Annotated in this window: 27 protein-coding genes and 1 riboswitch; of the genes, 11 read left to right on the forward strand and 16 right to left on the reverse strand. The window is 67.6% G+C overall.

The genetic code is table 11. From position 1 onward, the window contains the following. Positions 1-2: 2 nt before the first annotated feature. The 3 genes from WJ16_RS26580 to WJ16_RS26590 all read left to right on the forward strand — a co-directional run bounded on the left by WJ16_RS26580 (position 3) and on the right by WJ16_RS26590 (position 2,790). Positions 3-860 (forward strand): SDR family NAD(P)-dependent oxidoreductase, encoded by an 858-nt coding sequence (locus WJ16_RS26580; protein ID WP_069260013.1) that lies wholly within the window; start codon positions 3-5, stop codon positions 858-860. Between the two features lie 126 nt (positions 861-986). Beyond that, a complete protein-coding gene (locus WJ16_RS26585) occupies positions 987-1,823 on the forward strand; it encodes an SDR family NAD(P)-dependent oxidoreductase (RefSeq protein ID WP_069260014.1) in 837 nt (278 codons plus the stop codon). Between the two features lie 58 nt (positions 1,824-1,881). Continuing rightward, entirely contained in the window at positions 1,882-2,790 is a 909-nt protein-coding gene (locus WJ16_RS26590) for an NAD-dependent epimerase/dehydratase family protein (protein WP_069260015.1), read from the forward strand. Between the two features lie 96 nt (positions 2,791-2,886). Here the strand turns inward: WJ16_RS26590 and WJ16_RS26595 are convergent, their stop codons facing one another. The 5 genes from WJ16_RS26595 to WJ16_RS26615 all read right to left on the reverse strand — a co-directional run bounded on the left by WJ16_RS26595 (position 2,887) and on the right by WJ16_RS26615 (position 8,375). After that, positions 2,887-4,752, reverse strand: a complete 1,866-nt coding sequence (locus tag WJ16_RS26595) for a phosphoenolpyruvate carboxykinase (GTP) (RefSeq protein ID WP_069260016.1) — start codon at positions 4,750-4,752, stop codon at positions 2,887-2,889. Between the two features lie 525 nt (positions 4,753-5,277). After that, positions 5,278-6,054 carry a glucose 1-dehydrogenase gene (locus tag WJ16_RS26600; protein WP_069260017.1) on the reverse strand — a complete coding sequence of 259 codons (777 nt, stop codon included), beginning with the start codon at positions 6,052-6,054 and terminating at the stop codon, positions 5,278-5,280. Between the two features lie 121 nt (positions 6,055-6,175). Then, entirely contained in the window at positions 6,176-6,931 is a 756-nt protein-coding gene (locus WJ16_RS26605) for an SDR family NAD(P)-dependent oxidoreductase (RefSeq protein ID WP_069260018.1), read from the reverse strand. 9 nt (positions 6,932-6,940) lie between these two features. After that, positions 6,941-7,807, reverse strand: coding sequence for an SDR family NAD(P)-dependent oxidoreductase (locus tag WJ16_RS26610; RefSeq protein ID WP_069260019.1), 867 nt, complete (start codon positions 7,805-7,807; stop codon positions 6,941-6,943). A gap of 67 nt (positions 7,808-7,874) precedes the next feature. Further along, positions 7,875-8,375 carry a nuclear transport factor 2 family protein gene (locus WJ16_RS26615; protein WP_069260020.1) on the reverse strand — a complete coding sequence of 167 codons (501 nt, stop codon included), beginning with the start codon at positions 8,373-8,375 and terminating at the stop codon, positions 7,875-7,877. 212 nt (positions 8,376-8,587) lie between these two features. On the opposite strand from WJ16_RS26615, the gene WJ16_RS26620 reads away from it, so the two are divergent. Both WJ16_RS26620 and WJ16_RS26625 read left to right on the forward strand, forming a co-directional pair. Beyond that, positions 8,588-9,100: a nuclear transport factor 2 family protein gene (locus WJ16_RS26620; RefSeq protein ID WP_069260021.1), complete on the forward strand. Its 513-nt coding sequence runs from the start codon at positions 8,588-8,590 to the stop codon at positions 9,098-9,100. Between the two features lie 50 nt (positions 9,101-9,150). Next, positions 9,151-9,867, forward strand: coding sequence for an EthD domain-containing protein (locus tag WJ16_RS26625; RefSeq protein ID WP_069260022.1), 717 nt, complete (start codon positions 9,151-9,153; stop codon positions 9,865-9,867). A 93-nt stretch (positions 9,868-9,960) separates the two neighbouring features. Here the strand turns inward: WJ16_RS26625 and WJ16_RS26630 are convergent, their stop codons facing one another. From WJ16_RS26630 to WJ16_RS26645, 4 genes are all read right to left on the reverse strand, one after another. Next, complete coding sequence (locus tag WJ16_RS26630) at positions 9,961-10,422, reverse strand: MarR family winged helix-turn-helix transcriptional regulator (protein WP_069260023.1); 462 nt, start codon at positions 10,420-10,422, stop codon at positions 9,961-9,963. A 77-nt stretch (positions 10,423-10,499) separates the two neighbouring features. Continuing rightward, positions 10,500-11,213 carry an SDR family oxidoreductase gene (locus tag WJ16_RS26635; protein ID WP_069260024.1) on the reverse strand — a complete coding sequence of 238 codons (714 nt, stop codon included), beginning with the start codon at positions 11,211-11,213 and terminating at the stop codon, positions 10,500-10,502. A gap of 69 nt (positions 11,214-11,282) precedes the next feature. Beyond that, the gene (locus tag WJ16_RS26640) at positions 11,283-11,657 is read right to left on the reverse strand and encodes a hypothetical protein (RefSeq protein WP_069260025.1); all 375 of its coding nucleotides are present in this window, start codon (positions 11,655-11,657) and stop codon (positions 11,283-11,285) included. 33 nt (positions 11,658-11,690) lie between these two features. Continuing rightward, positions 11,691-12,572 (reverse strand): NmrA family NAD(P)-binding protein, encoded by an 882-nt coding sequence (locus tag WJ16_RS26645; protein WP_069260026.1) that lies wholly within the window; start codon positions 12,570-12,572, stop codon positions 11,691-11,693. A gap of 367 nt (positions 12,573-12,939) precedes the next feature. Here WJ16_RS26645 and WJ16_RS26650 point away from each other — a divergent pair, with 367 nt between their 5' ends. After that, positions 12,940-13,947: a serine hydrolase domain-containing protein gene (locus WJ16_RS26650; RefSeq protein ID WP_069260027.1), complete on the forward strand. Its 1,008-nt coding sequence runs from the start codon at positions 12,940-12,942 to the stop codon at positions 13,945-13,947. A 52-nt stretch (positions 13,948-13,999) separates the two neighbouring features. On the opposite strand, the gene WJ16_RS26655 is transcribed toward WJ16_RS26650, so the two are convergent. Together WJ16_RS26655 and WJ16_RS26660 are read right to left on the reverse strand one after the other, a co-directional pair. Next, positions 14,000-14,908 (reverse strand): alpha/beta hydrolase, encoded by a 909-nt coding sequence (locus WJ16_RS26655; protein WP_069260028.1) that lies wholly within the window; start codon positions 14,906-14,908, stop codon positions 14,000-14,002. A 63-nt stretch (positions 14,909-14,971) separates the two neighbouring features. Continuing rightward, on the reverse strand, positions 14,972-15,844 hold the full coding sequence (locus tag WJ16_RS26660; protein WP_157126868.1) for a hypothetical protein: 873 nt from the start codon (positions 15,842-15,844) through the stop codon (positions 14,972-14,974). 252 nt (positions 15,845-16,096) lie between these two features. Here WJ16_RS26660 and WJ16_RS26665 point away from each other — a divergent pair, with 252 nt between their 5' ends. The 4 genes from WJ16_RS26665 (at position 16,097) to WJ16_RS26680 (ending at position 18,718) form a co-directional block, all read left to right on the forward strand. After that, a complete protein-coding gene (locus WJ16_RS26665) occupies positions 16,097-16,600 on the forward strand; it encodes a YbaK/prolyl-tRNA synthetase associated domain-containing protein (RefSeq protein ID WP_069260030.1) in 504 nt (167 codons plus the stop codon). Positions 16,601-16,661: 61 nt separating this feature from the next. After that, positions 16,662-17,300, forward strand: coding sequence for a helix-turn-helix transcriptional regulator (locus WJ16_RS26670; RefSeq protein WP_069260031.1), 639 nt, complete (start codon positions 16,662-16,664; stop codon positions 17,298-17,300). 73 nt (positions 17,301-17,373) lie between these two features. After that, positions 17,374-18,348: a threo-3-hydroxy-L-aspartate ammonia-lyase gene (locus WJ16_RS26675; protein WP_069260032.1), complete on the forward strand. Its 975-nt coding sequence runs from the start codon at positions 17,374-17,376 to the stop codon at positions 18,346-18,348. A gap of 121 nt (positions 18,349-18,469) precedes the next feature. After that, positions 18,470-18,718: a hypothetical protein gene (locus tag WJ16_RS26680; protein WP_069260033.1), complete on the forward strand. Its 249-nt coding sequence runs from the start codon at positions 18,470-18,472 to the stop codon at positions 18,716-18,718. Positions 18,719-18,760: 42 nt separating this feature from the next. Here the strand turns inward: WJ16_RS26680 and WJ16_RS26685 are convergent, their stop codons facing one another. Genes WJ16_RS26685 through WJ16_RS26705 form a run of 5 tightly spaced genes read right to left on the reverse strand, consistent with a single transcriptional unit; the run spans position 18,761 to position 22,512 of the window. Next, positions 18,761-19,585 carry an SDR family NAD(P)-dependent oxidoreductase gene (locus tag WJ16_RS26685; RefSeq protein WP_069260034.1) on the reverse strand — a complete coding sequence of 275 codons (825 nt, stop codon included), beginning with the start codon at positions 19,583-19,585 and terminating at the stop codon, positions 18,761-18,763. A 5-nt stretch (positions 19,586-19,590) separates the two neighbouring features. Then, complete coding sequence (locus WJ16_RS26690) at positions 19,591-20,466, reverse strand: SDR family NAD(P)-dependent oxidoreductase (RefSeq protein WP_069260035.1); 876 nt, start codon at positions 20,464-20,466, stop codon at positions 19,591-19,593. 31 nt (positions 20,467-20,497) lie between these two features. Then, on the reverse strand, positions 20,498-21,490 hold the full coding sequence (locus WJ16_RS26695) for an NADP-dependent oxidoreductase (protein ID WP_069260036.1): 993 nt from the start codon (positions 21,488-21,490) through the stop codon (positions 20,498-20,500). Between the two features lie 49 nt (positions 21,491-21,539). After that, complete coding sequence (locus tag WJ16_RS26700) at positions 21,540-22,178, reverse strand: Dabb family protein (protein WP_069260037.1); 639 nt, start codon at positions 22,176-22,178, stop codon at positions 21,540-21,542. Further along, complete coding sequence (locus tag WJ16_RS26705; protein WP_069260038.1) at positions 22,168-22,512, reverse strand: hypothetical protein; 345 nt, start codon at positions 22,510-22,512, stop codon at positions 22,168-22,170. The genes WJ16_RS26700 and WJ16_RS26705 overlap by 11 nt, the downstream gene beginning before the upstream one ends. A gap of 167 nt (positions 22,513-22,679) precedes the next feature. On the opposite strand from WJ16_RS26705, the gene WJ16_RS26710 reads away from it, so the two are divergent. After that, positions 22,680-23,738, forward strand: a complete 1,059-nt coding sequence (locus tag WJ16_RS26710) for a helix-turn-helix domain-containing protein (protein WP_069260039.1) — start codon at positions 22,680-22,682, stop codon at positions 23,736-23,738. An 89-nt stretch (positions 23,739-23,827) separates the two neighbouring features. Continuing rightward, a riboswitch (cobalamin riboswitch) is annotated at positions 23,828-24,020 on the forward strand. Positions 24,021-24,093: the final 73 nt, after the last annotated feature.

Below are 24,093 nucleotides of genomic sequence, written 5' to 3' on the forward strand. Positions count from 1 at the left end.
CGATGCGCCGCTCCGCTCCCCTCGAAGGCCGCACCGCGCTCGTCACGGGCGGCGCCGGCGGCATCGGCGCGGCCTGCGCGCACGCGCTCGCGGCCGACGGCGCGGCCGTCGTGCTGATGGGCCGGCGCCGCGACGCGCTCGAACGCACGCAGCAACAACTGACCGACACCGTGCCCGGCAGCCGCGTCGCGATCCACGCGGGCGACGCGTGCGACGAAGGCGACCTGCAGGCGGCGCTCGATTGCGCGTGGGCGCTCGACCGGCGCCTCGACATCGTCGTGCCGACCGTCGGCGGCGCGGGCTTCCGGCCGCTGCTGCTGCACGACGCCGACACCTTCCGCGCCGAAATCGACCTGAACCTGCACAGCGCGTTCACCGCGATCCGTCATGCGGCGCCGCGCCTCGCCGACAGCGGCGGCGGCGCGATCGTCTGCATCTCGTCGACGGCCGCGCAGATCAATTTCCGCTGGCTGTCCGCGTACTGCATCGCGAAGGCCGCGCTCGAAGCGCTCGTGCGCGGCGCGGCCGAGGAACTGGCCGGCGCGAAGATCCGCGTGAACGCGGTGCGCCCGGGCCTCACGCGCTCCGAGGCCACCGCGCCGATGTTCGATAACCCTGCACTCGTCGACAGCTTTCTCGAACAGATCCCGCTCGGCACGCTCGGCGAACCGGAGGCGATCGCGCATGCGGTGCGCTATCTCGCGGGCCCCGAGTCGGGCTGGGTGACCGGCCAGAGCTTCGCGGTCGACGGCGGCCACGAACTGCGTACCAACCCGCGCGTCGACGACACGATCGCGCAGATGTACGGCGCGGCCGCGCTCGATGCGATCAAGGCCGGCCGCGCGCCGGGCGCCGCATGAGCGCCTGTCTTCTCGCGTCCGACGAATCGCGCTTCGTCAATGGTGCGGAGCGGCGGATCGACCACGCGCAACGGGTGTCGTCGCTGTGACGCGCCTCGCTGCTTTCCCGTTCAAAGGAGTTCATCGATGATTTCATTTACCGGCAAGACCGTACTCGTCACCGGTGGCGGCGCGGGCATCGGCCGTGCGTGCGCGGAAGCATTCGGCGCGGCCGGCGCGCGCGTCGCCGTGGCCGAGATCGACCCGGCCCGCGCGCAGGACGTGCGTCACGCGCTCGAAGCAGCGGGCGTCGATGCGCTCGTCGGCACCGTGGACGTCACGCGCCGCGACGACGTCGATGCGTTCGCGCAAACCGTCGACGCACGTTTCGGTGGCCTCGACGTGCTCGTCAACAACGTCGGCGATTTCCTGCAGATCGCGAAACCGTTCGACGACTGCACCGACGACGACATCGCGCGGCTGTTCGACGTGAATCTGCGCCAGGTCTTCATCGTCACGCGCGCGATGCTGCCATTGCTGCGCAAGCGCGGCGCGGGCGGCAGCATCGTCGGCGTGTCGTCGATCGAGGGCTTTCGCGCGATTCCGAACTGCACCGTGTACGCGTCGTTCAAGGCCGCGCTGACCGGCTTCACGAAAAGCCTTGCCGTCGAACTCGGGCCGGCCGGCATACGCGTGAACCAGATCGCCCCCGAAACCACCGAAACGCCGCAGGTGCCCGTCAGCGCGATGGTCGCGGCCGCGCATCGCGAACACATCCCGCGCTGGATTCCGCTCGGGCGCTTCGGCACGGCCGGCGATATCGCGGGCGCCGCGCTGTTCCTCGCGAGCCCGCTCGCCGCATGGGTCACCGGCACGACGCTGCACGTCGACGGCGGCGCGCTCGCGGCGGCCGGCTGGTATCGCGACCCGAACGGCTTCTGGACCAACCTGCCCGTCGTCACGGGCAACGGCTTCGATTTCTGAGCGCCACCGCTCGCCCGTTGATTTCATGTGGCGCGAATGCGCCCTTACCGGAGATACCATGAAGATCCTGATCGTCGGCGGCACCGGCCTGATCGGCGGCCACGCCGCGCTGCACCTGCACGCGCAGGGCAATCTCGTCACGCTCGCCGCGCGCAAGCCGCCCGCACCGGGCAGCGCGCTCGCGCAATTCGACGTGCTGCTGCGCGACTACGTGGCCGGCAACTTCACACGCGACGATCTCGCGCCGTTCGACGCGGTGGTGTTCGCGGCCGGCAACGACATCCGCCACCTGCCGCCCGGCACCGACGAAGCCGCGCACTGGGAACGCGCGAACGTCGACGCGGTGCCGCGCTTTTTCGCGCTCGCGCGAGACGCGGGCGTGAAGCGCGCGGTGCTGGTCGGCAGCTTCTATCCGCAGGTCGCGCCGGCGCTCGTCGACACGGTGCCGTACGTGCGCTCGCGCCATCTCGCCGACGAACGCGTGCGCGCGCTCGCGACGCCGTCGTTCGCGGTATGCAGCGTCAACGCGCCGTTCGTCGTCGGGTCGGTGCCGGGGCTGCGCAACGAGATGTTCGCGGCCTATACGGGCTACGCGCAGGGCCAGTTCGCGGGGCTGCCCGTATTCGGGCCGGCCGGCGGCAGCAACTTCATCTCGACGCAATCGCTGTCCGAAGCGATCTGGGGCGCGCTGCAGCGCGGCGAAGCGGGCAAGGCATACCTCGTCGGCGACGAGAACCTGAGCTTCGCCGACTATTTCGCGGCTTTCTTCCGCGCGGCCGGGAACCCGCAGCCGGTACCGTCGCTCGACCAGGAGCATCCGCTGCTGCCCGACATCGCGATCTACACCGGGCGCGGCAACGTTGTGTCGTACGAGCCCGATCCGGCCGACAGCGCGCTGCTGCGCTACCGGCGCGGCGACGTGCAGCGCGCGGTGGACGAAGTCGTCGCGCATTGCCGCGCGCAGTAAGCCGACGATGCGATGGCGGGGCCGATGCAAAAACGTCCCGCCGCCGGCCATGCATGCCGGCGGCGGGACGTCAGGGTACGACTGCGATGCGAACCGTCAGGCGCCGAGGCGCTGCTCGATCTTCTTCATCGTGTCGGTCATTTCAGCCGGCAAATGCAGCTTCAGCATGTCGAACAGCGCCGCGTGCAGCTTCAGCTCCTCGCGCCATTCGTCGGCGTTCATCGACGTCACCGCATCGAACTGCTCGCGCGTGAAGTCGAGGCCGTCCCAGTGCAGGTCTTCATACGCGGGCGCCACGCCGAACGCATGCTCGCCGCCGCCGCCCGTGCCTTCGAGGCGATCGAGCATCCACTTCAGCACGCGCATGTTCTCGCCGAAGCCCGGCCACACGAACTTGCCGTTCGCATCCTTGCGGAACCAGTTCACGCAGTAGATCTTCGGCAGTTTCGCGCCCGCGCCTTCGAGCTGCTTGCCGATCTTCAGCCAGTGCGCGAAATAATCGCTGACGTTGTAGCCGCAGAACGGCAGCATCGCGAACGGGTCGCGGCGCACGATGCCCTGCTGGCCCACCGCCGCGGCGGTGGTTTCCGAGCCCATCGTCGCGGCCATGTACACGCCTTCGACCCAGTCGCGCGCCTCGGTCACGAGCGGCACGGTCGTCGAACGGCGGCCGCCGAAGATGAACGCGTCGATCGGCACGCCGGCCGGGTTCTCCCAGTCGGCGTCGATCGACGGGCACTGCGCGGCCGGCGCCGTGAAGCGCGAATTCGGATGCGCCGCCTTGCGGCCCGTTTCCTTGCCGATTTCCGGCGTCCACGGGTTGCCCTGCCAGTCGGTCAGCTTCGCGGGCGGCGTGTCGGTCAGCCCTTCCCACCACACGTCACCGTCTTCCGTCAGCGCGACGTTCGTGAAGATCACGTTTTCGGTGAGCGTCGAAATCGCGTTCGGGTTGGTCTTCACGCCGGTGCCCGGCGCGACGCCGAAGAACCCGGCTTCCGGGTTGATCGCATACAGGCGGCCGTCGCGGCCCGGCTTCAGCCACGCGATGTCGTCGCCGATCGTCGTGACCTTCCAGCCGTCGAAGCCCTGCGGCGGAATCAGCATCGCGAAGTTGGTCTTGCCGCACGCGGACGGGAACGCCGCCGCGACGTGATACTTCTTGCCGGCCGGCGACGTCACGCCGAGGATCAGCATGTGTTCGGCGAGCCAGCCCTGGTCGCGCCCCATCGTCGACGCGATACGCAGCGCGAAGCATTTCTTGCCGAGCAGCGCGTTGCCGCCGTAGCCCGAACCGAAGCTCCAGATCTCGCGCGTTTCCGGGAAATGCACGATGTACTTGACCGGGTTGCACGGCCACGGCACGTCTTTCTGACCCGCTTCGAGCGGATGGCCGACGCTGTGCACGCACGGCACGAAATCGCCGTCCTCGCCGAGCACGTCGTACACGTCGCGGCCCATGCGCGTCATGATCCGCATGTTCACCGCGACGTACGGGCTGTCCGACAGTTCGACGCCGACGTGCGCGATCGGCGAGCCGAGCGGACCCATCGAGAACGGCACCACGTACAGCGTGCGGCCGCGCATCGAGCCGCGGAACAGGCCGTTGAGCGTCTCGCGCATTTCGGCGGGTTCGATCCAGTTGTTGGTCGGGCCGACGTCGTCGCGCGAGGCCGCGCAGATGAACGTGCGATCCTCCACGCGTGCGACGTCGGACGGATCGGATTGCGCGAGATACGAATTCGGGCGCTTCGCCGGGTTCAGGCGCTTGAGCGTGCCCTGGTCGACCATCGCCTGGCACAGCGCATCGTTTTCTTCCTGCGAACCGTCACACCATACGATGCGCTCGGGCTCCGTGAGCGCCGCGATGCGCGACACCCAGTCGATCAGCTTGCGATGTCTGACGAAAGCCGGCGGAGCGATCAGCGGGCCGTGTGTCGCTTCGGCCAAGGTGTTTTGCGACATGACAATGTCTCCAGATTATTGGGCGGGGATGGGGGTTGCGGGGCGGGCCCGCGAGATGGGGTATGCGATTGGAGCGCAGGGTACGGCGGCGCGCAGGACGGGACGCGCGAGCGGAGCGCGCGTCGATGCCGCGATGCGGGCGAGAGAAGGTGATGTCTCTGTAATGGGTGCGAACGCGAGTTTCGCCATGCAAGCAACCTGCCGTACAACTCCATGCCGGCCAGCATACCATCGCCGTTATTCGGCAAACGTTGCGTTGCAACAAGAAACAACCGTGTCGGCGAGCCGGCACGCCGGTTGCATGTGAGTCTTTTTTACAGCACCGTTGTGCGCGATTCGGCGACGAAACGGCCGGGACCGCCGTCCGGCAAGGGTTTCGCGGAAGCGGAAAAGGCGGCGCGGCGCACCCGCGCGCGGCACACGCGAACCCGGGCCGTGCGAATTCGCGTTTTCGCTACTGAGGGAAACCCCGAATTAGGTTGCGTCCACAAACATCGGACGCAAACGCACGACACGCGCCACCGCTCAAAACGGCGCGCCGGGCAATCCGGGGTAATACGCGCCCGCCGCCATCCCGCCGTCGACGGCCAGCTCGGCGCCGTTGCAGTACGACGCTTCGTCGCTCGCGAGAAACAGCGTCGCGCGCGCGATTTCGTCGGGCAGGCCGACGCGTTGCAGCGGCACGTTCGCGTAGTGCTTGTTGATTTCGTCGAGCGGCGCGCCGGTCGGGTTCGACATCGCGGTGTTCACGCCGCCCGGATGAATCGAATTCACCCGCACGCCCTGATGGCCGAGTTCGAGCGCCGCGACCTTCGTCAGCCCGCGCACGCCCCATTTGCTCGACACGTACGCGGCCAGCGCGTTCACGCCGCGCAGCCCGTCCACCGACGAAATGTTGACGATCGACCCGCTCTTCTGCGCGATCATGTGCGGCGCGATCGTCCGGATACCGACGAACGTGCCGACGAGATTGATCGACACCGCCCGCTCGAAATCGCGCTTCGACAGTTCGGTGATGCCGCCGAACGTCAGCACGGCCGCATTGTTGACCAGCACGTCGATACGGCCGAACTGCTCGATCGTCGCTTCGGTCACGCGTATCCAGTTCGCTTCGTCCGCGACGTCGAGCCGCATGAAGCGCGCCGCGTCGCCGAGTTCGCGCGCAAGCGCTTCGCCCGGCTCGTCGAGCACGTCGCCGATCACCACGCGCGCGCCCTCCGCAGCGAACAGCCGGCACGTCGCCGCCCCCATGCCACGCGCACCGCCCGTGACGATCGCCACCTTGCCTTCCAGTCGACCCATGTCGTTCTCTCCTCGAATCCGGTTTGCCGGCTGCCGCGCACCGGCGTGCGCACGCGTGCCGGATCATGATCGGCACGCGGCGGGCGCCGCATGCCGGCGGCTTGCGCCGTCAGTCCCGCTTTCAGCCCCAGTAAGCCTGCCCGCCGTCGAGCGGCAGCGTCGCGCCCGTCAGGTACGCGGCGTCGCGGCTCGCGAGAAACACGATCGCGCGCCCGATGTCCTGCTCGCAGTCGCCGACGCGCCCAAGCGGAATCGTGCGGAAAAACGCGGCGGCTTCCTGCGGATTCGCATCGACCCAGCCTTTCAGGCCCGGCGACAACGCATGCGGCGCAACCGCGTTCACGCGGATGCCGTCCGCGCCCCATTCGCAGGCCGCCGCGCGCGTCAGCGCACGAATCGCCTCCTTGGTCGCCGCGTATGCGCCGTAGCCGGACGCATCCCAGCGCACCGCTGCCGACGACGCGAAATTGACGATCACGCCGTCGCCCTTCAGATGCGGATGGCACGCGCGCATCATCCGCAGCGTCGCGATCGGCCCCGATTCGAGCCCCGCGAGGAAATCCGCATCGGTCACGTCGAGCAGGCGGCCGAGCGGCACGACCTGCGCGTTGTTGATCAGGATCTGCACGCTGCCGAATCGCGCGACGACATTGCCGACGCACTGCACGATCTGCGCGGCGTCCATCACGTCGCACACGAACGGCTCGGCCACGCCGCCGCGCGCACGGATTGCTTCGCAGGTCGCGAGCAGCTTGTCGCGGGTACGGCCGACCACCGCGACGTGCGCACCCTCCGCCGCGAGTGCGTGCGCGATGCCCTGGCCGACGCCCTGCCCCGCGCCCGTCACGAGCGCGACCTTGCCTGTCAGGATGCCCATGTGCGCTCCTTAAGCGACGATCGCCGGATGCGCCTGCACGGGCCCGCCGAGCAGCTCGCGATATGACGGCGGCTGCTTGCCGTCGAGATCGGCGATGCCGTATCGCAGCGCGGCTTCCGCGCCGACGAGCACCTGCCCGGACAGCGTCATGCGCTGCGGATCGCCGTGGATCGCGTGAATCACGCGCCCCGTGAACTCGGGGCTTTCCGCGACGAGCGAGAACTCCTTGTACAGATCCGGATGTTCTTCCCACACGCGCGTCGTGCGCTCGGTGCGCAGCGGGCCCATCCAGATCGACACGGCCGCGACGTCGAACGGTTTCAGGTCGACGGCCATGTCCTTCGCGAACTTGTCGACGCCGGACTTCTGCGCACCGTAAGCCGCGCCGTGCATGTAGCAGCTCGCACCGAACGACGACGTGAACGCGATCAGCCCGCTGCGCCGCTTCGCCATCAGCGGCGCAGCGTGCCAGCTCGCGACATAGGCCGACCGCAGCCCGACGTCGAGGATGTTGACGAGCTCGAGCGACTTCTCCCAGAACGGGCCCGGCAGGATCAGTTGATCGTGCAGGTAGGTCGCGTTGTTGACGAGAATGTCGAGCCGCCCGCTTTCACGCTCGACACGCTCGAACAGCGCCTTCACCTGTGCGTCGTCGGCGTGATCGCAGGCCACCGCGATCCCGCGGCCGCCGAGCGCGTCGATCTCGCGTGCGGTCTCGTGGATCGTGCCGGGCAGCGGCGCATCGCCTTCGTGCTGCGAACGGCCCGTCACGTAAACGGTCATGCCGGCCGCGCCGAGCGCGCGCGCGATGCCCTTGCCCGCGCCGCGCGATGCGCCCGTCACGACGGCGACCGGCGCATCGTGGTTCTGTGTCATGTTCGATGTCTCCTGTTGGAATGTGCTGTGTGCCACCCGGGTGGCGTTCGCGTGCGTCCGGCTTGCTTCAGGCGGCCGGCGGCTGCGCGCCGGCGAACAGCACGCCGCGCGCATCGCCTTCGTAGCGGGCCGACAGCGTCGACGTGACGACGCAGCGCGTGCCCGCGATCTTCCATTCGCCGTCGACCTTGCGGTATTCGTCGTCGTAATACGCGCCGAGCTGCGTGAACGTGCGCGCGTTCGTGTCGATCATCTGGTAGTGCAGGCCCCACGTGCCGCGTGCATGCGCGTCGTCGAGTACGGTGATCTCCGGATTCACGCCGTGATGCATCTCGACGATGTGCGCATGGCAGCCGAGTTGCACGAATACGTCGACGAGCGCGTCGGGGTTGTCGAACGTGCCGATGCGGCCGTAGTCGATGTGCACGCGGCCGGGCGCGAAACAGTCGCGCATCCCTTGCGGATCCTTGCGATCGCAGCACGTGAAATAGCGCGCTTTCAGCCGGCGGATCGCGTCGGCGTCCTCGAGCCGGCGCACGCGCGCTTCCAGCGATTCGATGAGGGTCATGCTGTCTCCTGATTCGGTGCCGGCGCGCTTCGAACGCCGCGTCGATGCCACGTTACCGCCGCGCGCTGCGGCAGCCATCACCCGTTCGGATGAAGTCGGCGATTCGTCCCGGCAGCGCGGCATGCGCGCGACGACGGCGTTCGTCTGAACAGACGATGTGATGCGGGCGGCTTCGTTCCTACTATCGAACGACACCACCACGAGACCCGGCGATGGACGACACGACCCGCACGCTCCACGAGTACGAGCAGATCCGACAGTTGAAGTACCGGTATTTCCGCGCGGTCGACACGCACGACTGGGCGCTGCTCGCGGACTGCCTGACCGAAGACTGCGAGGTGCGGCTGTACGGCGGCCGCTATGCGTACGACAGCCGCGATGCGTTCGTATCGAGCCTGCGCGCGCTGATCGGCAAGCCGACGTTCCTGACGATGCATCACGGCCACCATCCCGAGCTCACGCTGGTGTCCGCCGAGCATGCGTGCGGTGTGTGGTTTCTCGAGGATCACGCGATCAATCTTGAGGATAACTACCTGCTGCACGGCAGCGCGTTCTACGACGATCAGTACGTGAAACGCGACGGCGTGTGGCGCATTCACGCGACGCGTCACGAACGCTTGTTCGAAACCGTCACGTCGCCGATCCCGCCGTCGTTCACGCTGACCGCGAACCGGTTCGCGCCCAACGCGCACTCGGCGGCCGGATCGCCGGAAACCGCTTCCTGAACCCCGGCGGCCACGCCGCCGATCCCGTCATTCCCCCCGGAGCCTGAGCAATGGAGAAAGTCATTTACGTGTTGTGGCGCGATACGCACGCCGCGCCCGATCAGTGGAGCCGCACGGTGCGTGCGCAACTCGGCGACAGGTTGCTGTCGCTCGGCGCGCACGGCGTACAGGTGAACGTCGCGGACGCGGATGTCGCGCCGGCCGCCGGCCTGAAGCAGACCAGCACGCACCCGGGCATCGACGGGATCGTCGCCGTGTGGCTCGACAGCGCGAACGCGATGTTCCGCCAGCCGTTCGACGATGCGGTGCGCGCCGCGGTCCCGCACATGGCCGCGTATCTCGTCACCGAATCGCAGCCGATTCCGAATACGCGCTTTCCGGCGCGGCCGGGCGAGCGCACGACCGGGTTTTCGCAGCTCGCGTTTCTGAAGCGGCCGCCGCGGCTGACGCACGAAGCGTGGCTCGACGTGTGGCATGGGCATCACACGCGCGTCGCGATCGATACGCAGGACAATTTCCAGTACGTGCAGAACGTCGTCGTGCGCGCGCTCACGCATGCGGCGCCCGGTTACGACGCGATCGTCGAAGAGTGCTTCCCCGCCGCGGCGATGACCGATCCGCATGCGTTTTTCGATGCGGTCGGCGATGAAGAGAAATTCCAGCGGAACGTGGCCGAGATGATGGACAGCTGCGGGCGCTTCATCGACTTCGACAAGATCGACGTGGTGCCGACGAGTCAGTATGTGGTGAAGGCTGTGCGGGGGTGAGTTCGGGCGACCGCGCGGTGCGGTCGTCTTTGTCTGGATCGATTGGATGACCGGTTTCACGAATCGTGTCGCTGTCGCAACGCATCCGAAGGCTTAGTCTTCTGACGAACGCGTCGGCAAGTCGCCAACGACCACGCTTTTCAACCCCTCCCGCAGCGCCGTAACATTGTCGACGCCGTTCAGTTGCTCGAACTCCCGTTGCGCTTCCTGCCAGAGAGCGGCCGCCCTGTCGTGCAGGCGCCGCCCTTCGTCGGTGAGCTCGATAAGACGGCTTCGGCCGTCCGTGGGCGACGGCTTGATCGTGACGAAGCCGTCGCGTTCCAGGAAGCCGACCATTTTCCCCATCGCCGTTCGTTCGATATCGAGCCGTTCGGCAAGGGCATTGACCGGGACACTTCCCACTTCGTCAAGGGCGGCCAGGGTGAGGAATTGCGTGATGCGCAGACCCACGGGCGCAAGATGGCTATCGTAGAGTCGGGAGATCTGCCTGCTCGCTTTCCTCACGGCGAAGCAGTTGCATTGATCGATTCCAAGCGGCTGGTTGACCGGCAACATCTGTTCTACTCCTGATTATGGTTAAGCGCGCGCATCACGCGCGCGTCGCGCGAGGGCGCGACGGTATCCGGCGGTGTTCAAAGCCCTGCCGGCGGTGTGATGTAGCCGGGTATCTCGGCCGCGAGCGTGCGCTTCAGCACCGCTGTCCCCTCGTCGGCCATGACCTCGCTCTTGCCGGCGGCGAGCGCGTCGTAGGTCTGTCGCACGACGTCCTCGGGGCTGGCCTTCGGCACGTCGATGCCGTTGGTCAGATCGGTATCCACGAACCCGACGTGCAGGCCGAGAACCTGGATGCCACGCTCGCGCAGGTGAAAGCGAAGCTGGTTCGTGTAGCTCCAGGCGGCGGCTTTCGACGCGGCATAGGGTGTCAGATAAGGCCGCGGCAGCCAAACGATGTCGGAAAGCACGTTGATGATCGCGGCACGCGGCTGGGCCGCCAGGATCTGTTCGAAGGCTTGTGTGACGCGCACGACGCCATAGTAGTTGGTATCGAACAAGCGGGCGGACTGCGCCTGCACGTCGGCCGCCAAAGGCCCGTCGATCAGAGCGGCAATGCCCGCGTTGTTGATCAGCAGAGTCGTGTCGGCCGCCAGTTTCGCGGCCTCGGCGATCGACGCCGGATCCGTGACATCGATCCTGACCGGCACAATGCCCGGCTCGTCGAAACCGCTCGTGTTACGCATACCCGCGTACACTTTCGCCGCCCCGCGCCGAAGCGCCTCGCGTGCAAAAGCAAGGCCCAGGCCGCGATTGGCACCGGTGATGAAGACGTTGGCGTTCTTGATATCCATGACAAAGCTCCTTTTTCAAAAGCCGCGCGCGGGGGGCGTGTAGACGCCGTCCACGAGCGCGTGCCCGGCTCAAAGAAAGACGTGTTCCGGCAACTGCTTCGCAAGCGACTCCCGCAGATGGGTCGCTAGAGTCAGTACGGCGCCAAGCGGGCTCATCCGCACGCTGACTCGCGGCACCGAGCCGTCGGCGTTGCGATCGACGACCACGACCGCGCTCAACGTTTCGCCGCTCGTCAGAACGGCCTCGTATTCGAGAAAAAGCCGCGAGCCGACGGCTTGAACAAACGTTGGCGTCTGTGACACGTAAAAGGTCCCGACGGTGTCGACGGCGAGCCGGATTTCATCGCGCCCGACGACGGGCGCGCGCAACACCGAGCTGACCAGCTCCGCGTCGGCCGTCAGATCGTCGAGAAACGGGTGACGATCGGATTGGTTCGGTGACATTTTCAAACCTCTCGATTGGTTTCAAGGACGTGTTCACACGAATGCGGCCCGATATTTCTCGACGAACTGCTGGACCGACAGCGGCGGCTTTCCGGTGACCTTCTCGACGACGTCGTTGGTGCCCGAAAAGATGCCGTCGCGATAGTTCTGCGCGACTTCGACCAGATGCTGCGTGAGGAACGGCGGAAACTTGTAAAGGGTTTCCATCTTGATCCGGAATTCCTCGATGGACGTCGGCGCGTATTCGATCCGGGTGCCGAGAACTTCGCTCATCGCGTCAGCGATCTCGACGTGGTTCATCTCGACGGGGCCGTGGAGCGTGTAAGTCTTGCCCTCGTGGCCTTCGGGGTTGGCGAGGAGGTGGGCGATCACGCGTCCCTGATCGTCGCTGGCGATGGGCGCATGACGGCCGTCGCCAAACGGAAATTCGATCTTCTTCGTGGCCCATATCTCCCGCGCAAAATGCGGATAGACGAGCCAATCGGCAAAGAAGGTCGGGCGCAAATGCGTGGTCGCGACACCCGACCAATCGAAGACCCGCTCGGAGACCCAGTGATCCTGTGCCGCGTGGCTCATCGACGCCCGGCGCGCGGAAATCTGCGACATGTTGACGATTGCCGTGACACCCGCTTCCTTTGCTGCCTGCGCAAAATAGGCCGCGGCCCCGATGATTCCCGGCGCGATCGGATGAAGGAAATACGCCGACCGGATACCTTCCATCGCTGCCCGAATGTCGTCGATGTCGGTGAAGTCCCCGACCGCGACGTCGACACCGCGCTGCCTCAGGACGGCCGCCCGATCATCATCCGTGCGCACATAGGCCCGCACGCGTTTGTGCATCTTGAGCAGTTCGTCAATGGCAATACCGCCGGTGCGTCCGGTTGCACCGCTCACAAGAATCTCAGGCTGGTTCATCGCTTCGCTCCGTTCGAAAATGAGAGCATATGCTCCCTTGAGACAAAGAATAGGAGCATATGCTCTCTATGTCAAGATTTTCTGGTTCGCCAGCAGCCCGGGGAGATTCACGCCGCATCCGGCGGCGGCGTTGCGAGCGATGTATCGACGGGCTGCTGCGCAGGCAGCCCGCAATGCGAAGCGCCTGCAGGCGTCGATATCGTGCCTGCTTACTTGGGGTTGATCAGCCAGGGGTGCGAGGGGCCGCCGCTATGCGTGGAGCAGACATTTGAGCGTCCATTCGCGGGCGAGAACGAACGATGCCGGCAGGCTCCGCCGGCATCGCAACCGGTACAATCCGGCAAAAATCCTGCCGACGCGTGAACCGATGACCGACCTCAACCGATTTCTGGCGGAAACGACGGCCAGCGGCAAGATTCCCGGCGTATCGCTTGCCACGCTTCGCGCGGGAACGAGAAGCGCCGAACATTACGTCGGCGTTCGCGGTGCGCCCGACCGCGCCGGTGTCGATGCGGCAACCGTCTTCGAGGCTGCGTCCCTCACCAAACCGCTGGTCGCGTACATCGCACTCCAGCTTGTCGAAGAAGGGCTGCTGGACCTGCACAAACCCCTGTTCGACATGTGTGGAGCGTACGTACCGGGCGACCCGAATGCCCTGCGGATAACGCCCTTTCATGTGCTGACACACACGAGCGGCCTTCCGAATATCGTCAGCGACAAAGCGCCGCTTCGCACATATTTCGTCCCCGGCGAGCGGTTCAGCTACGGCAGCAGCGCGTTTGCGTGGCTTCAGCGCGCAATGGAGGCCGTCAGTGCCCGCCCGCTGGAAATGTTGGCGCGAGAGCGCGTATTCGAACCGTTGGGCATGCGTCATTCGAGCCTGGAGTGGCAGGAGCGTTTCGCGGTCAACCATGCGCAGGGCCATGAATGGGAAGGCCAGCCCGTACCCAAGCGGCGCGTTCAAACGGCGCAGGCCTCGTGGTCGCTTCTGACGACGGCATCCGACTACATCAGCTTTGTTCAGCACGTACTGGCTCGCCGAGGGTTGGCAGCCACGACCTACGATCAATGGTTCGTGCCGCGCATCCATACGCGGCAAGGCGACGACGCCGAGGATCTGGTCGGCCGGAACCCGCCTGATCCGAACGTTGCCTGGGGATTGGGTTGGGGGCTCGAACCCTTCCAGGGCTGCTTCTTTCACTGGGGAGACAACCCGGGATTCCGGGCGCTCGTTCTCGCCAATCGGACGACTCGGGATGCGGTCGTCTGGTTCGCCAATTCGGCCCGAGGAATGAGGCTGGTGCATACAGTCGTACCGGAAACCGTTCCCGGCGAGCATCCCGCCGTCGAATGGCTTCGGATCGGTAGCTTGTGATCCGTTGTCACGGGCGTAAAACGCAGCGGCGAACGAACCGCCGTCCCCCGGACTAGCGCCGACTCACTGTCGATGCGCGCAAGAACGCCGTAATTGCGTCTACGACGCCATCCGCCAGCGGCAGATCCGGGTTCGAGTAAGTGGCGAGATTGTCTTGCAGATCCGCCGTGCGAACCGTCTTGAGTGCATGACTGGCGTCGGCAATCAGCGCCATTTCAGCCTGCGGATTGGCTCGCTGCAACCGTTCCGCGTCCTGTACGGCAACCTGGATATCGCGCGTTCCCTGCACGATGAGCACGGGCTTCGTATAACCGGCGAGCAGCGACGCCGGATCGATCGTCAGTTCGCTCATCAGGAAGCGCTGGACTTGCGGCCTGAACAACGGCATGAGCGCGGGATCGATGCGAGTCGCTTCGACCCGCTCCCCGGCCTCCAGGGATTCGAGAATCGACAATGCATTTTCCAGCACCGGGGCATTGGCCGGGTTCGATTGCAGTTGTTGCCGCAATACGGCGCCTAACGGGCGCCCCGCCGTCGCTACCAGGATCACGCCGGCGATGTCGGCCGATTGCCGCGCCGCCAGCAACGCCACCAAGCCGCCCTCGCTGTGCCCCAACACCCAGACGCCGGAAGCGCCGGTCCGCGCCCGGATGGCCGCTACCCACGACTGGATGTCGGCCGCGTAGTCGTCGATCGTGACGTCGTTTGCATCCGGTACCGCCGACGCGCTGCCGTACATGCCGCGCTTGTCGATTCGAACCGACGCGATGCCTTTATCGAGCAATTCTTCCGCGAGCATGCGGTAGGTCGACGCCTGAAGCCAGGTCGGCGCGTTGCCGTTTCTATCGGTCGGGCCCGAACCCGGCACGATCAGCACCACCGGGGCGTCACCGGTGTCCGGGGACAGGAGCGTGCCGTTCAGCGGGCCGACGGGGCCCGGCGCTTCGATTTCCGTCTGCATGGTTTGTGAGGGATCTCGCTAATGAAGAACCAGAGCCGCTAGCTGCAAATGTGCAGCCGACTTTCAGTGCCAGTCGCCGGCGAATCGACGCGGCTGATACGTGTTCCCGTTCCAGGTAAACCGCGCGGCCTTGCCCGACGCGGCGTTGCCCTTCTGACGCACGACGAGGTCGTAATGCCCGTTGGTCATGTGAGCGCTGAACGACAGCACGTAATGAACCTGCTGCGTGTTTTCCGCATCACACGCGTCCTGCTCCGCGTCGCCCTGACCCTTGCCTTTCCCGGTCTTCCCGGTAACGCACTCCGCCGCCGCGTCCTTGTCGTAGGTGGACCAGTCGGTAACCGCCGTGAAGACGGGCGTCACGCGAGCGTCGGCATAGCGATACAGGCTCAGTATCTCGTTCGTATCGCTATGCGAGGTCGACGTGTAGTTATTGTAGAAACGCACGCCAAACGCGGTTTCCTGCGCGCTGATTCGGTAGGGGATCACGTCCATGGTCAGGAACGCGTTCCACAACATCGGTGACGTATCGACGCGCTCGCTTCGATCGCTCGCGACCAGGTGGAACCGTTGCCCGTCGCGGGTCAGGACACCCGTCCACAACGCCGCGTCGACGTCATCGGTCGAGCGCTGGAGCAATGCGGCCACGACCCACAGCGGCCCTGAAGCCGCTGGCCCGCTCGCCCATGGCGACAGCGCGACACCCTTGATGCTATCCGCAGGCGCGGGATCGTTGCCCATCAGGGTGCGCAACGCGGCTTGCTGGTCCACGTCGCTCACATCGCTCGCGGCAAATGTGCAATTGGCAACCCATGCCAGCACGACCGTCAGCATCGCCCGGACGTAAAAGTGACGTTTCTTCGTTTTTCTGTCGCCTGAATATCGCTGCCCCGGAAATGAATCTTCTCGGCACTTTTCCTGCATGGTGGTCAACATCGTTCGTGTATTCCTCGTCGATCCCTCTTCCAACCGGTTTCGAGCAAGCGTCGCCCGGGCCGCGGATTGAGCCGACCGCCATTGTCGACGACCTGCGCGGCGACGTCGACTGACCCGTGATGACCGTCGCTCCCCGCCCCTGTCTTTGCGGGGCCATGACAAAACGTCTATACTTGGACATTCCATCGATCGACGCGCCGAAGCGCCCTCCCCGGCGTGTCCCGATCTCCCCGGCTACCTGCCCGGAGCGACATGAGCGACTACCCCGTTTTCGACACGCTGTGCGATCTGCTGAACACGTCCGGCGCGCGCTTTCGCGTGCTGGAGCATCCGGCCGAAGGGAAATCCGACGCGATCGCCGCGCTGCGCGGCACGCGCCCCGAACAGGGCGCGAAGGCGATGCTCTGCACCTTCAAGGACGGCGGCGACGCCACCGCGCTCGCGGTGCTTCCCGGCCACCTGAAGATCGATTTCCGCAAGGTGGCCGACGCCGTCGGCCGCCGCAAGGCGACGCTCGCCCCGCCCGACCTCGCGGCCGCCGTCACGCGCTGCGTGATGGGCGCCGTGCCGCCGTTCGTGTTCGACTCCAACGTGACGCTCGTCGTCGATCCGGCACTCGTCGAACGCAACGCCGAGATCGCCTTCAACGCGGGCCGTCTCGACCGCTCCGTCGTGCTCGACACGGCCGACTACGTGCGGATCGCGCGGCCGCTGCTCGCCGACATCACGCGGCCGGAAGCCGCTGACGGCGAATAGCACGCCGGTTGCCCCAATCCCGACGCCCTGCGTCGATCCGACACCCGAACGCGAAACCACCATGACCACCACCCGGAAAAAAGCGCTGTCCGAGCAGGCATCGCTGATCGAACAGGTGCAGCGGATTGCCGAAGGGCTCGGCGCGATGTTCGCGCCGTTCACCGAGGTCGTGGTGCACGACCTGCGCACGCCGAAGCACGCGATCCTCGCGATCCACAACAACCTGTCGGGGCGCGCGATCGGCGACCCCGCGACCGAACTCGGCCTCGCGCGCATCGCGGACGACGATTTCCCGCCGGTGCTCGCGAACTACCCGAACCGCTTCGCCGACGGCCGTACCGCGAAAAGCACGTCGATCGGCATCAAGGACTCGACCGGCCGCTATGTGGCCGCGCTGTGCCTGAACGCGGACGTCACGCTGTTCCGCGGCTTCCAGGGCATGCTGAACCAGTTCTGCAGCACGGACGGCGAAGCCGTCGCCGAGACGCTCGACCCGGCCGGCGCGGACGCGATCCGGCAACGCATCGACGCATTCGCGATGCGCCTCGCGACGACGCCGCGCGAACTGAAGACCGACCAGCGCCGCGAGCTGATGCACGCGCTGAAGGCCGACGGCTTTCTCGAGGTGCGCCGCGCGATGGAGATCGTGTCGCAGCATCTCGGCGTCTCGCGCGCGACCGTCTACAACGATGCGAAATGACGCACGCGCGTAACCGCGCTGCCTTCCCGCCAAACGACTTCAACGACCGATTCCAACGACCACCGGGCAACCCATGAACTCTCCGACTCTCCCCACCTACGACGACGTCGCCGCGGCTGCGGCCCGGCTCGAAGGCCATGCACACCGCACGCCGGTGATGACGTCGCGGACGATCGACGAAGCGCTCGGCGCGCAGGTGTTCTTCAAATGCGAAAACCTGCAACGCATGGGCGCGTTCAAGTTTCGCGGCGCGTTCAACGCGCTGTCGCGCTTCGACGCGGAGCAGCGCCGCAACGGCGTCGTCGCGTTCTCGTCCGGCAATCACGCGCAGGCGATCGCGCTGTCGGCGCGCATGCTCGGGATTCCCGCGACGATCGTGATGCCGCAGGACGCGCCGGCCGCGAAGATGGCCGCGACGCGCGGTTACGGCGGCAACGTCGTGACCTACGACCGCTACACCGAGGATCGCGAGCAGATCGGGCGCGACCTCGCGGCGCGGCACGGGCTCACGCTGATCCCGCCCTACGACCACCCGGACGTAATCGCCGGCCAGGGGACGGCGGCCAAGGAACTGTTCGACGAAGTCGGCCCGCTCGACGCGGTGTTCACGCCGCTCGGCGGCGGCGGCCTGCTGTCGGGCACCGCGCTCGCCACGCGCGCGCTGTCGCCGCACGCGACGCTGTACGGCGTCGAGCCGGAAGCCGGCAACGACGGCCAGCAGTCGTTCCGGTCCGGTTCGATCGTCCATATCGACACGCCGCGCACGATCGCCGACGGCGCGCAGACGCAGCACCTCGGCAACCTGACGTTCCCGATCATCCGCCGCGACGTCGACGACATCCTGACCGCGACGGACGCCGAACTCGTCGACTGCATGCGCTTCTTCGCGACGCGCATGAAGATCGTGGTCGAGCCGACCGGCTGCCTGTCGTTCGCCGCCGTGCGACGGATGAAGGATGCGCTGAAGGGCAAGCGCGTCGGCGTGGTGATCAGCGGCGGCAACGTCGATCTCGAGAACTTCTGCGCACTGGTGTCGGCGCCTGCATGAACGGCGCGGCGCGCATGAACATTCCTTCATCCGCGCCGCTCCCCACCTTCACGGCGCGTTAAGTTTCGCGCCCTAGACTGATTACGTTATCCCGCAGTCAGTCAGTCGTGAAGGAGCCACCATGAAAACGCATGCGATCGTCGCCGCCGCCCTGGCGGCCGTTGTTGTTTCGGCGTTCGCTCAACCGGGCGTGACGTCATCCGGTTTTCCCGCCGCATCGCCGTACGACGCCGTCGCGCACGCGACGCACCGCTCGCCCGGCGCGTTGCCGCCCGCCGGCTTCGTGCTCGCGAAGATCGATCAGAACAATACGCCGCCCGATCGCGGCGGCGACCCGGGCGGCCGCACGCATGCCGGCACGCATATGTGACGGCACATGCCGGGCGCGGCAGCCGCGCCCGGCCCGCTCGCTTCAGAACGACGGCAGCGACGGATCGCGGGCGGCGAGGATGTCGTCGGTGCGCCGCTGCAGCGCGCCGTCGATCGTCTCCGGTTGCGGAATCAGCCAGTAGCGCCCTTCGCGGATGCCGACGAACACCCGCTCGGCGAATGCGTCGGGCGTGAGCCCGTGCGCGTTCAGCATCGAGCGCATCGTGTCGACGAAGCTGCGCACCTCGGGCCGGTCGTGCACCGCGCCGAACGGGTCGTTGAAAATGCCCGACAGCACGGGGCCCGGCGCGAGCAACGACACGCCCACCGGCGCGCCGAGCATCTTCAGTTCGCCGTACAGCGACTCCGTCAGCGCGACCACCGCGAATTTCGTCGCCGAATAGGGCGACATCAGCGGGCTCGGCAGGAACCCGCCGACCGACGCGGTATTGACGATGCGCGCCGCCACGTTGCGTGCGAGCATCCGCGGCACGAAGCTGCGGATCCCGTTCATCACGCCGTGCACGTTGATCGCGAAGCTGCGCTCGAAGCGTTCCGGCGTGATTTCCCAACTGAAACCGGTCGCCATCACGCCCGCGTTGTTGAACAGCAGGTCGACGCCGCCGAAACGCTGCCACGCGGCCTCCGCCAGCGCGTCGACGGCGTCGGGCCGGCTGACGTCGGTCGGCACACACAGGACGTCGGTGTCGAGCGTCGCGGCGAATGCGTCGAGCTTCGCCGGATCGAGGTCGGCCAGCACGACGCGCATGCCGAGCGCGGCCGCGTGGCGCGCGAGCCCGCTGCCGATGCCGCTGGCCGCGCCGGTGATCACGGCGGTGCCGCCGTCGAAGCGAATCGAATTCATCATGTCAGTCAGAGTCCTGTGGGGTCGATGCGGGGATGCGCATAGGCGGGAATCACCGGCGGCGGCAACGCGGTGCGGCCGTCGAGCGATCGCACCGCGAGCTGCTGCGCGAGCGGGAAATGCAGGCTGTGCGTGACGAGGCCCGTGCGTTCGCGCGCCGGCAGGCTGCACAGCGCGAGCGCGGTTTCGGCGAGATACGCGACGTCCTCGGTCGGATAGCCTTCGGGGATGTAGCGCGCGGCGCTCGGCGTGCGGATCGCCGTACTCGGCGCAACGAGGTTCACCGCAATGCCGTCGGCTTCGAGTTCGGCCGCGAGCCCCTGCGTGAAGCGCGACAGCGCCGCCTTCGCCGCCGCATAGACGGTCGCGCCGCCCATGCGGGAGAACGCGTCGAACGGCCGTAGCGGCGGCAGCGCCGTCACCGAGCCGACGTTCACGATCCAGCCGGCGCCGCGCGCGCGCATCAGCGGAATCGCGGCCTGTGCCAGCGCGAACGGGATGCGCAGATAGTGTTCGATCGTCGTGTCGAACATCGTCATCGGCATCGCGTCGACGCACGCGTAGTCGGCCACGCCCGCGTTGTTGACGAGGATGTCGAGGCCGCCGGCCGCGTGCGCCGCGCGCCCGACGAGCGCATCGCGCTCGGCCGCGTTCGACAGGTCGGCCGCCAGCGCGATCGCACGGCCGCCGGCCTGCTCGATCAGCGCCACCGTTTCGGCGAGCGTGCCGGCGGTCGTGGTCGATTGCGCGAGGCTGCGCGCCGTCACGACGACGGTTGCGCCTTCCGATGCGAGGCGCTGCGCGATCGCGCGGCCGATGCCGCGGCTCGCGCCCGTCACGAGCGCGCACTTGCCGGTCAGTACGCCGGTTCGGATATCGGTCATCGTGGTCTCCTGTGAAGTGCGTGCGGATCGCTCAGCCGTCGATATCCGCAACATGAAGCACGAGCTTCGTTTTCGCCTCGCCCGTTTGAACGAGATCGAGTGCGCGGGCCGCCTGTTCGAGCGGGAAACGGTCGAAACGCGGCACGCGCAGCGCACGCGTGCCGAGTTGCGCGGCGATCCGGGCGAGCGTCGCGCCGCTCGGCATCCGGCTATAGGTCATCGCGGTGCGCAGGCCGCGCCGTGCGGCGTCGGCGGCAGTCGCGGCAAGCCGCTGCGCATCGCCGGGCGCGAGCGTCATGATGGTCGCGAGCGTGCCGCCCGGCGCCAGCAGGTCGAGCGCATCGGGCAGCGTGTCGCCGCCGACCGTGTCGAGCACGAGATCCACGCCGCCGGGCGCCCACGCGCGCAGCGCCGCGGCGATGTCCTGCGCGCGATAGTCGATGCTCGCGGTCGCGCCCAGCGATTCGACCGTCTCGCGGTTGCTCGCCGAACACGTCGCCGCGAGGCGCGCGCCGGCCTGCGCCGCGAGCTGGATCGCGAACGTGCCGACCGCGCCCGCGCCGCCGTGGATCAGCACGGTCTGGCCCGCCCGCAGCGCGCCGTCGTCGAACAGGCCGGCCCATGCGGCCAGTGCGGGCGTCGGCGTCGCGGCCGCTTCCGCGAAACGCACCGCGTCGGGCAGCCGCACGACCGAGTCGTGGCGCACCGCCACGTATTCCGCATACGCGCCCCAGCGCCCCGCGCCGACGTCGGTCTGCGCGAACACGCGCATGCCGGGCGCGAAACCGTCGACGCCGTCGCCGACCGCTTCGACCACGCCCGCCGCGTCGAAGCCGATCACGAACGGAAACGTGTACTGCATGAACGCGCCGAGGTAGCCTTCGCGGCATTTCCAGTCGGCGGGATTGACGCCCGCACAGGCCACGCGGATCAGCACGTCGCCCGCGCCCGGCTTCGGTGCCGGCACGTCGGCCATCCGTAGAACGTCGGAATGACCAACGCGGTCGATCAACAGGGCTCGCATCTTCGTGTCTCCAGTTCAGGGTTGTCGTCGGCTCGACGGGTGCCGCGCGTCACGCGGCCATATCGGTATCGGCCAGCAGGCTCGACGCGAGCGGACAGAACGCATGCGAGATCGCGTCGACCGTCCAGTCGGGGCTTTCGGCATCGAACCGGCGGTCGACCCAGCCCCAGTGATACGGATGCAGCAGGTATTCGCCGAGCAGGTCGCCGACGTGCGCGAATTCCTGCTGCCACACGTGCGTCCACGCGCCGGGCGTCACGATCCGGCTCAGGCGCCAGTTGCGGATACCGGGCATGAACGCGGGCATGCGCAGCAGTTCGCGTTCGAGCGCGTCGACCTGATCGGCGTGGGCCTGCGGCCGCACGCGCAGCATCAGCGTGCGCCACACGCCGTCGCGCAGCGCCGGTTCGCGCAGGCCGCCGCCGATCGCGCGGCAGCGGGCGCCGTCGATGCGCTCGATGCCCGGCAGCTGCGCCAGCGCGGCGAAATCCGGTGCGCCTTCGGCCGCCGATTCGTCGCGCAGCACGTCGAGCGTGTAGTCGCCCGCGCCCCAGCTGCCGTCGAGATTGCGCGCCAGCGCCACGCGCCGCGCGCCGGCCAGCGCGCGAGCGGCGTCGCGCAATGCCCGTTCGATCGCGTCGGCGTTGCCCTCCGCCGACACGAATACCCGCGCCGTGTCATGCCGCATCGTCGACCTCCGTCAGTGCGTGCAGCGGCGCGTCGGCGTCCGTCATCACATGGCGGCGGCGCACGTCGCACAGCGCGTCGACGGCCATCCAGAAGCCGGCCACGCCGGCATCCGTCAGCGCGCGCATCCGGTAGTAGGCCGGCGCATCGGCCACGTGCCAGGTCAGCCACAGCGTGCTCGGCTGCCCCGGCACCGCGACGGGCGGCGATACCCAGCGGCCAGCCGCCGTCAGCCCGCGCGCCGCATGGCCCGGCAGATATCGGTCGCGCAGCAGTGCAAGCACGTCGGGAATGCGCTCGGGCGCGAGCGTGATTTCGTCTACGATCTGGATCATTCGCGTGTCGTCCGGGGTCGTTCGTGACTGGGATGCGGGGCCGGCCTACGCCGTTCCGGCGAGGCCGCGGGCGGCCGGCGTGGATAGCATTCTTGCGTGGCGACGGTTTGCGAGCCCCTACCGGCCCGCTCACCCGCCCCTGTCACGACGCTCAGAACGGGAAACTCATGAAACAGCGCGCCATGCCGGCCCGCGGTCGCATCCTGCCGGGCCTCGGCGCGCGGCTGCTGAGCGAACTCTCGCGCAGCGGCGCGCCGCCGGCCGACCGCGATGCGTCGCCGTCGCCACCGACGGCGACGCCTGGCGATTTCGTCGCGCTGTACCGCGAAGCGATCGAACGGCTGGAGGCGCAGGTCGCGCGCGGCGACGGCCATCCGCCGATGCGCAAGCGCGAAGTCGACCTGATGTGCGGCTGCCTGCTGAGTTGCGCGACGCTTGCCGACGCGATCCGCTGTGCGCGCGACTTCTGCGAGATGCTGACGCCGCGCGCCGGTGCGCTGTCGCTCGCCGTTCGCGACGGCCGCGCGACGTTCCGGATGGATTCGCTGCGCCGCACGCGCAGCCCGGCCGCGTGCCTCGTCGACCTGACGGGCCTGTTCTGCTATCTGCAGTTGTTCGGCTGGCTGATCGGGCAGCCGCTGCGGCCGGCCGACGTGTGGCTCGGCCATCCGCACCGCGACGACGCGATGCCGCTGCTCGGGCTGTTCAACGCCCCGGTCGAGGTCGGCCGCACAACCTACGGCTTCGCGTTCGACGCGGCCCGGCTCGCATGCCGCGTGATCCGGCAGCCGGCCGAACTCGACGCGTTTCTCGTCGATTTTCCGTTTCGCCTGATCGATGCGGCGCCGGCGGTCGTGTCGTGGACGCAGCAGGTACGCGGTTTTCTCGATGCGGCGCTCGCGCACGAACAGGCGTTGCCGGCGCTCGCCGCACTCGCCGCGTGGCTCGGCACCAGCGAAGCGACGCTGCGGCGGCGCCTCGCGGCCGAAGGAAGCGGTTATCACGCGCTGCGCGAGCAGTGTCTCGCCGAGGCCGCGCAGCGCCGGTTGCGCGAGTCGGACTGGCCGGTCGCGCGCATCGCCGCGCAGCTCGGTTTCGGCGGCGAGGAAGCGTTCCGCCGCGCCTTCGTCCGGTGGACGGGTGTCGCGCCGAGCCGGTTCAGGCGCGATCGCCAGGCGGCGAGCGGCCCCGTTTCGTCAGACATGACGCGCGACGGTGACGTATGACGGAAAGGATTTCGACCGTTTTTGCCCGGCAATGACGTTTTTTCGCATCCCCGCGCCGCCGGACAATTGACGCGCCGGCGCGCACGCCATTACCCTTGCGCGCTGATGGTTCCCAGGGATGGGATCAAAAGGGAACGCAGGCGAGGCAGGACCTCGAATCTGCGGCTGCCCCCGCAACTGTGAGCGGCGAATCCGTGCCACTGCATGCCACTGGGAAACCGGGAAGGCCGGCGCGAATCACGACCCGCGAGCCAGGAGACCTGCCATCGACCCGAGGTCCAAGCAGCCGCACCGGGCGGGGTGTCCCGATGCGCCAGGCACCGCCATGCGCGGTTGCCCGTTGCATGGACGGCCC

Source organism: Burkholderia metallica (assembly GCF_001718555.1).
Taxonomy (GTDB): domain Bacteria; phylum Pseudomonadota; class Gammaproteobacteria; order Burkholderiales; family Burkholderiaceae; genus Burkholderia; species Burkholderia metallica.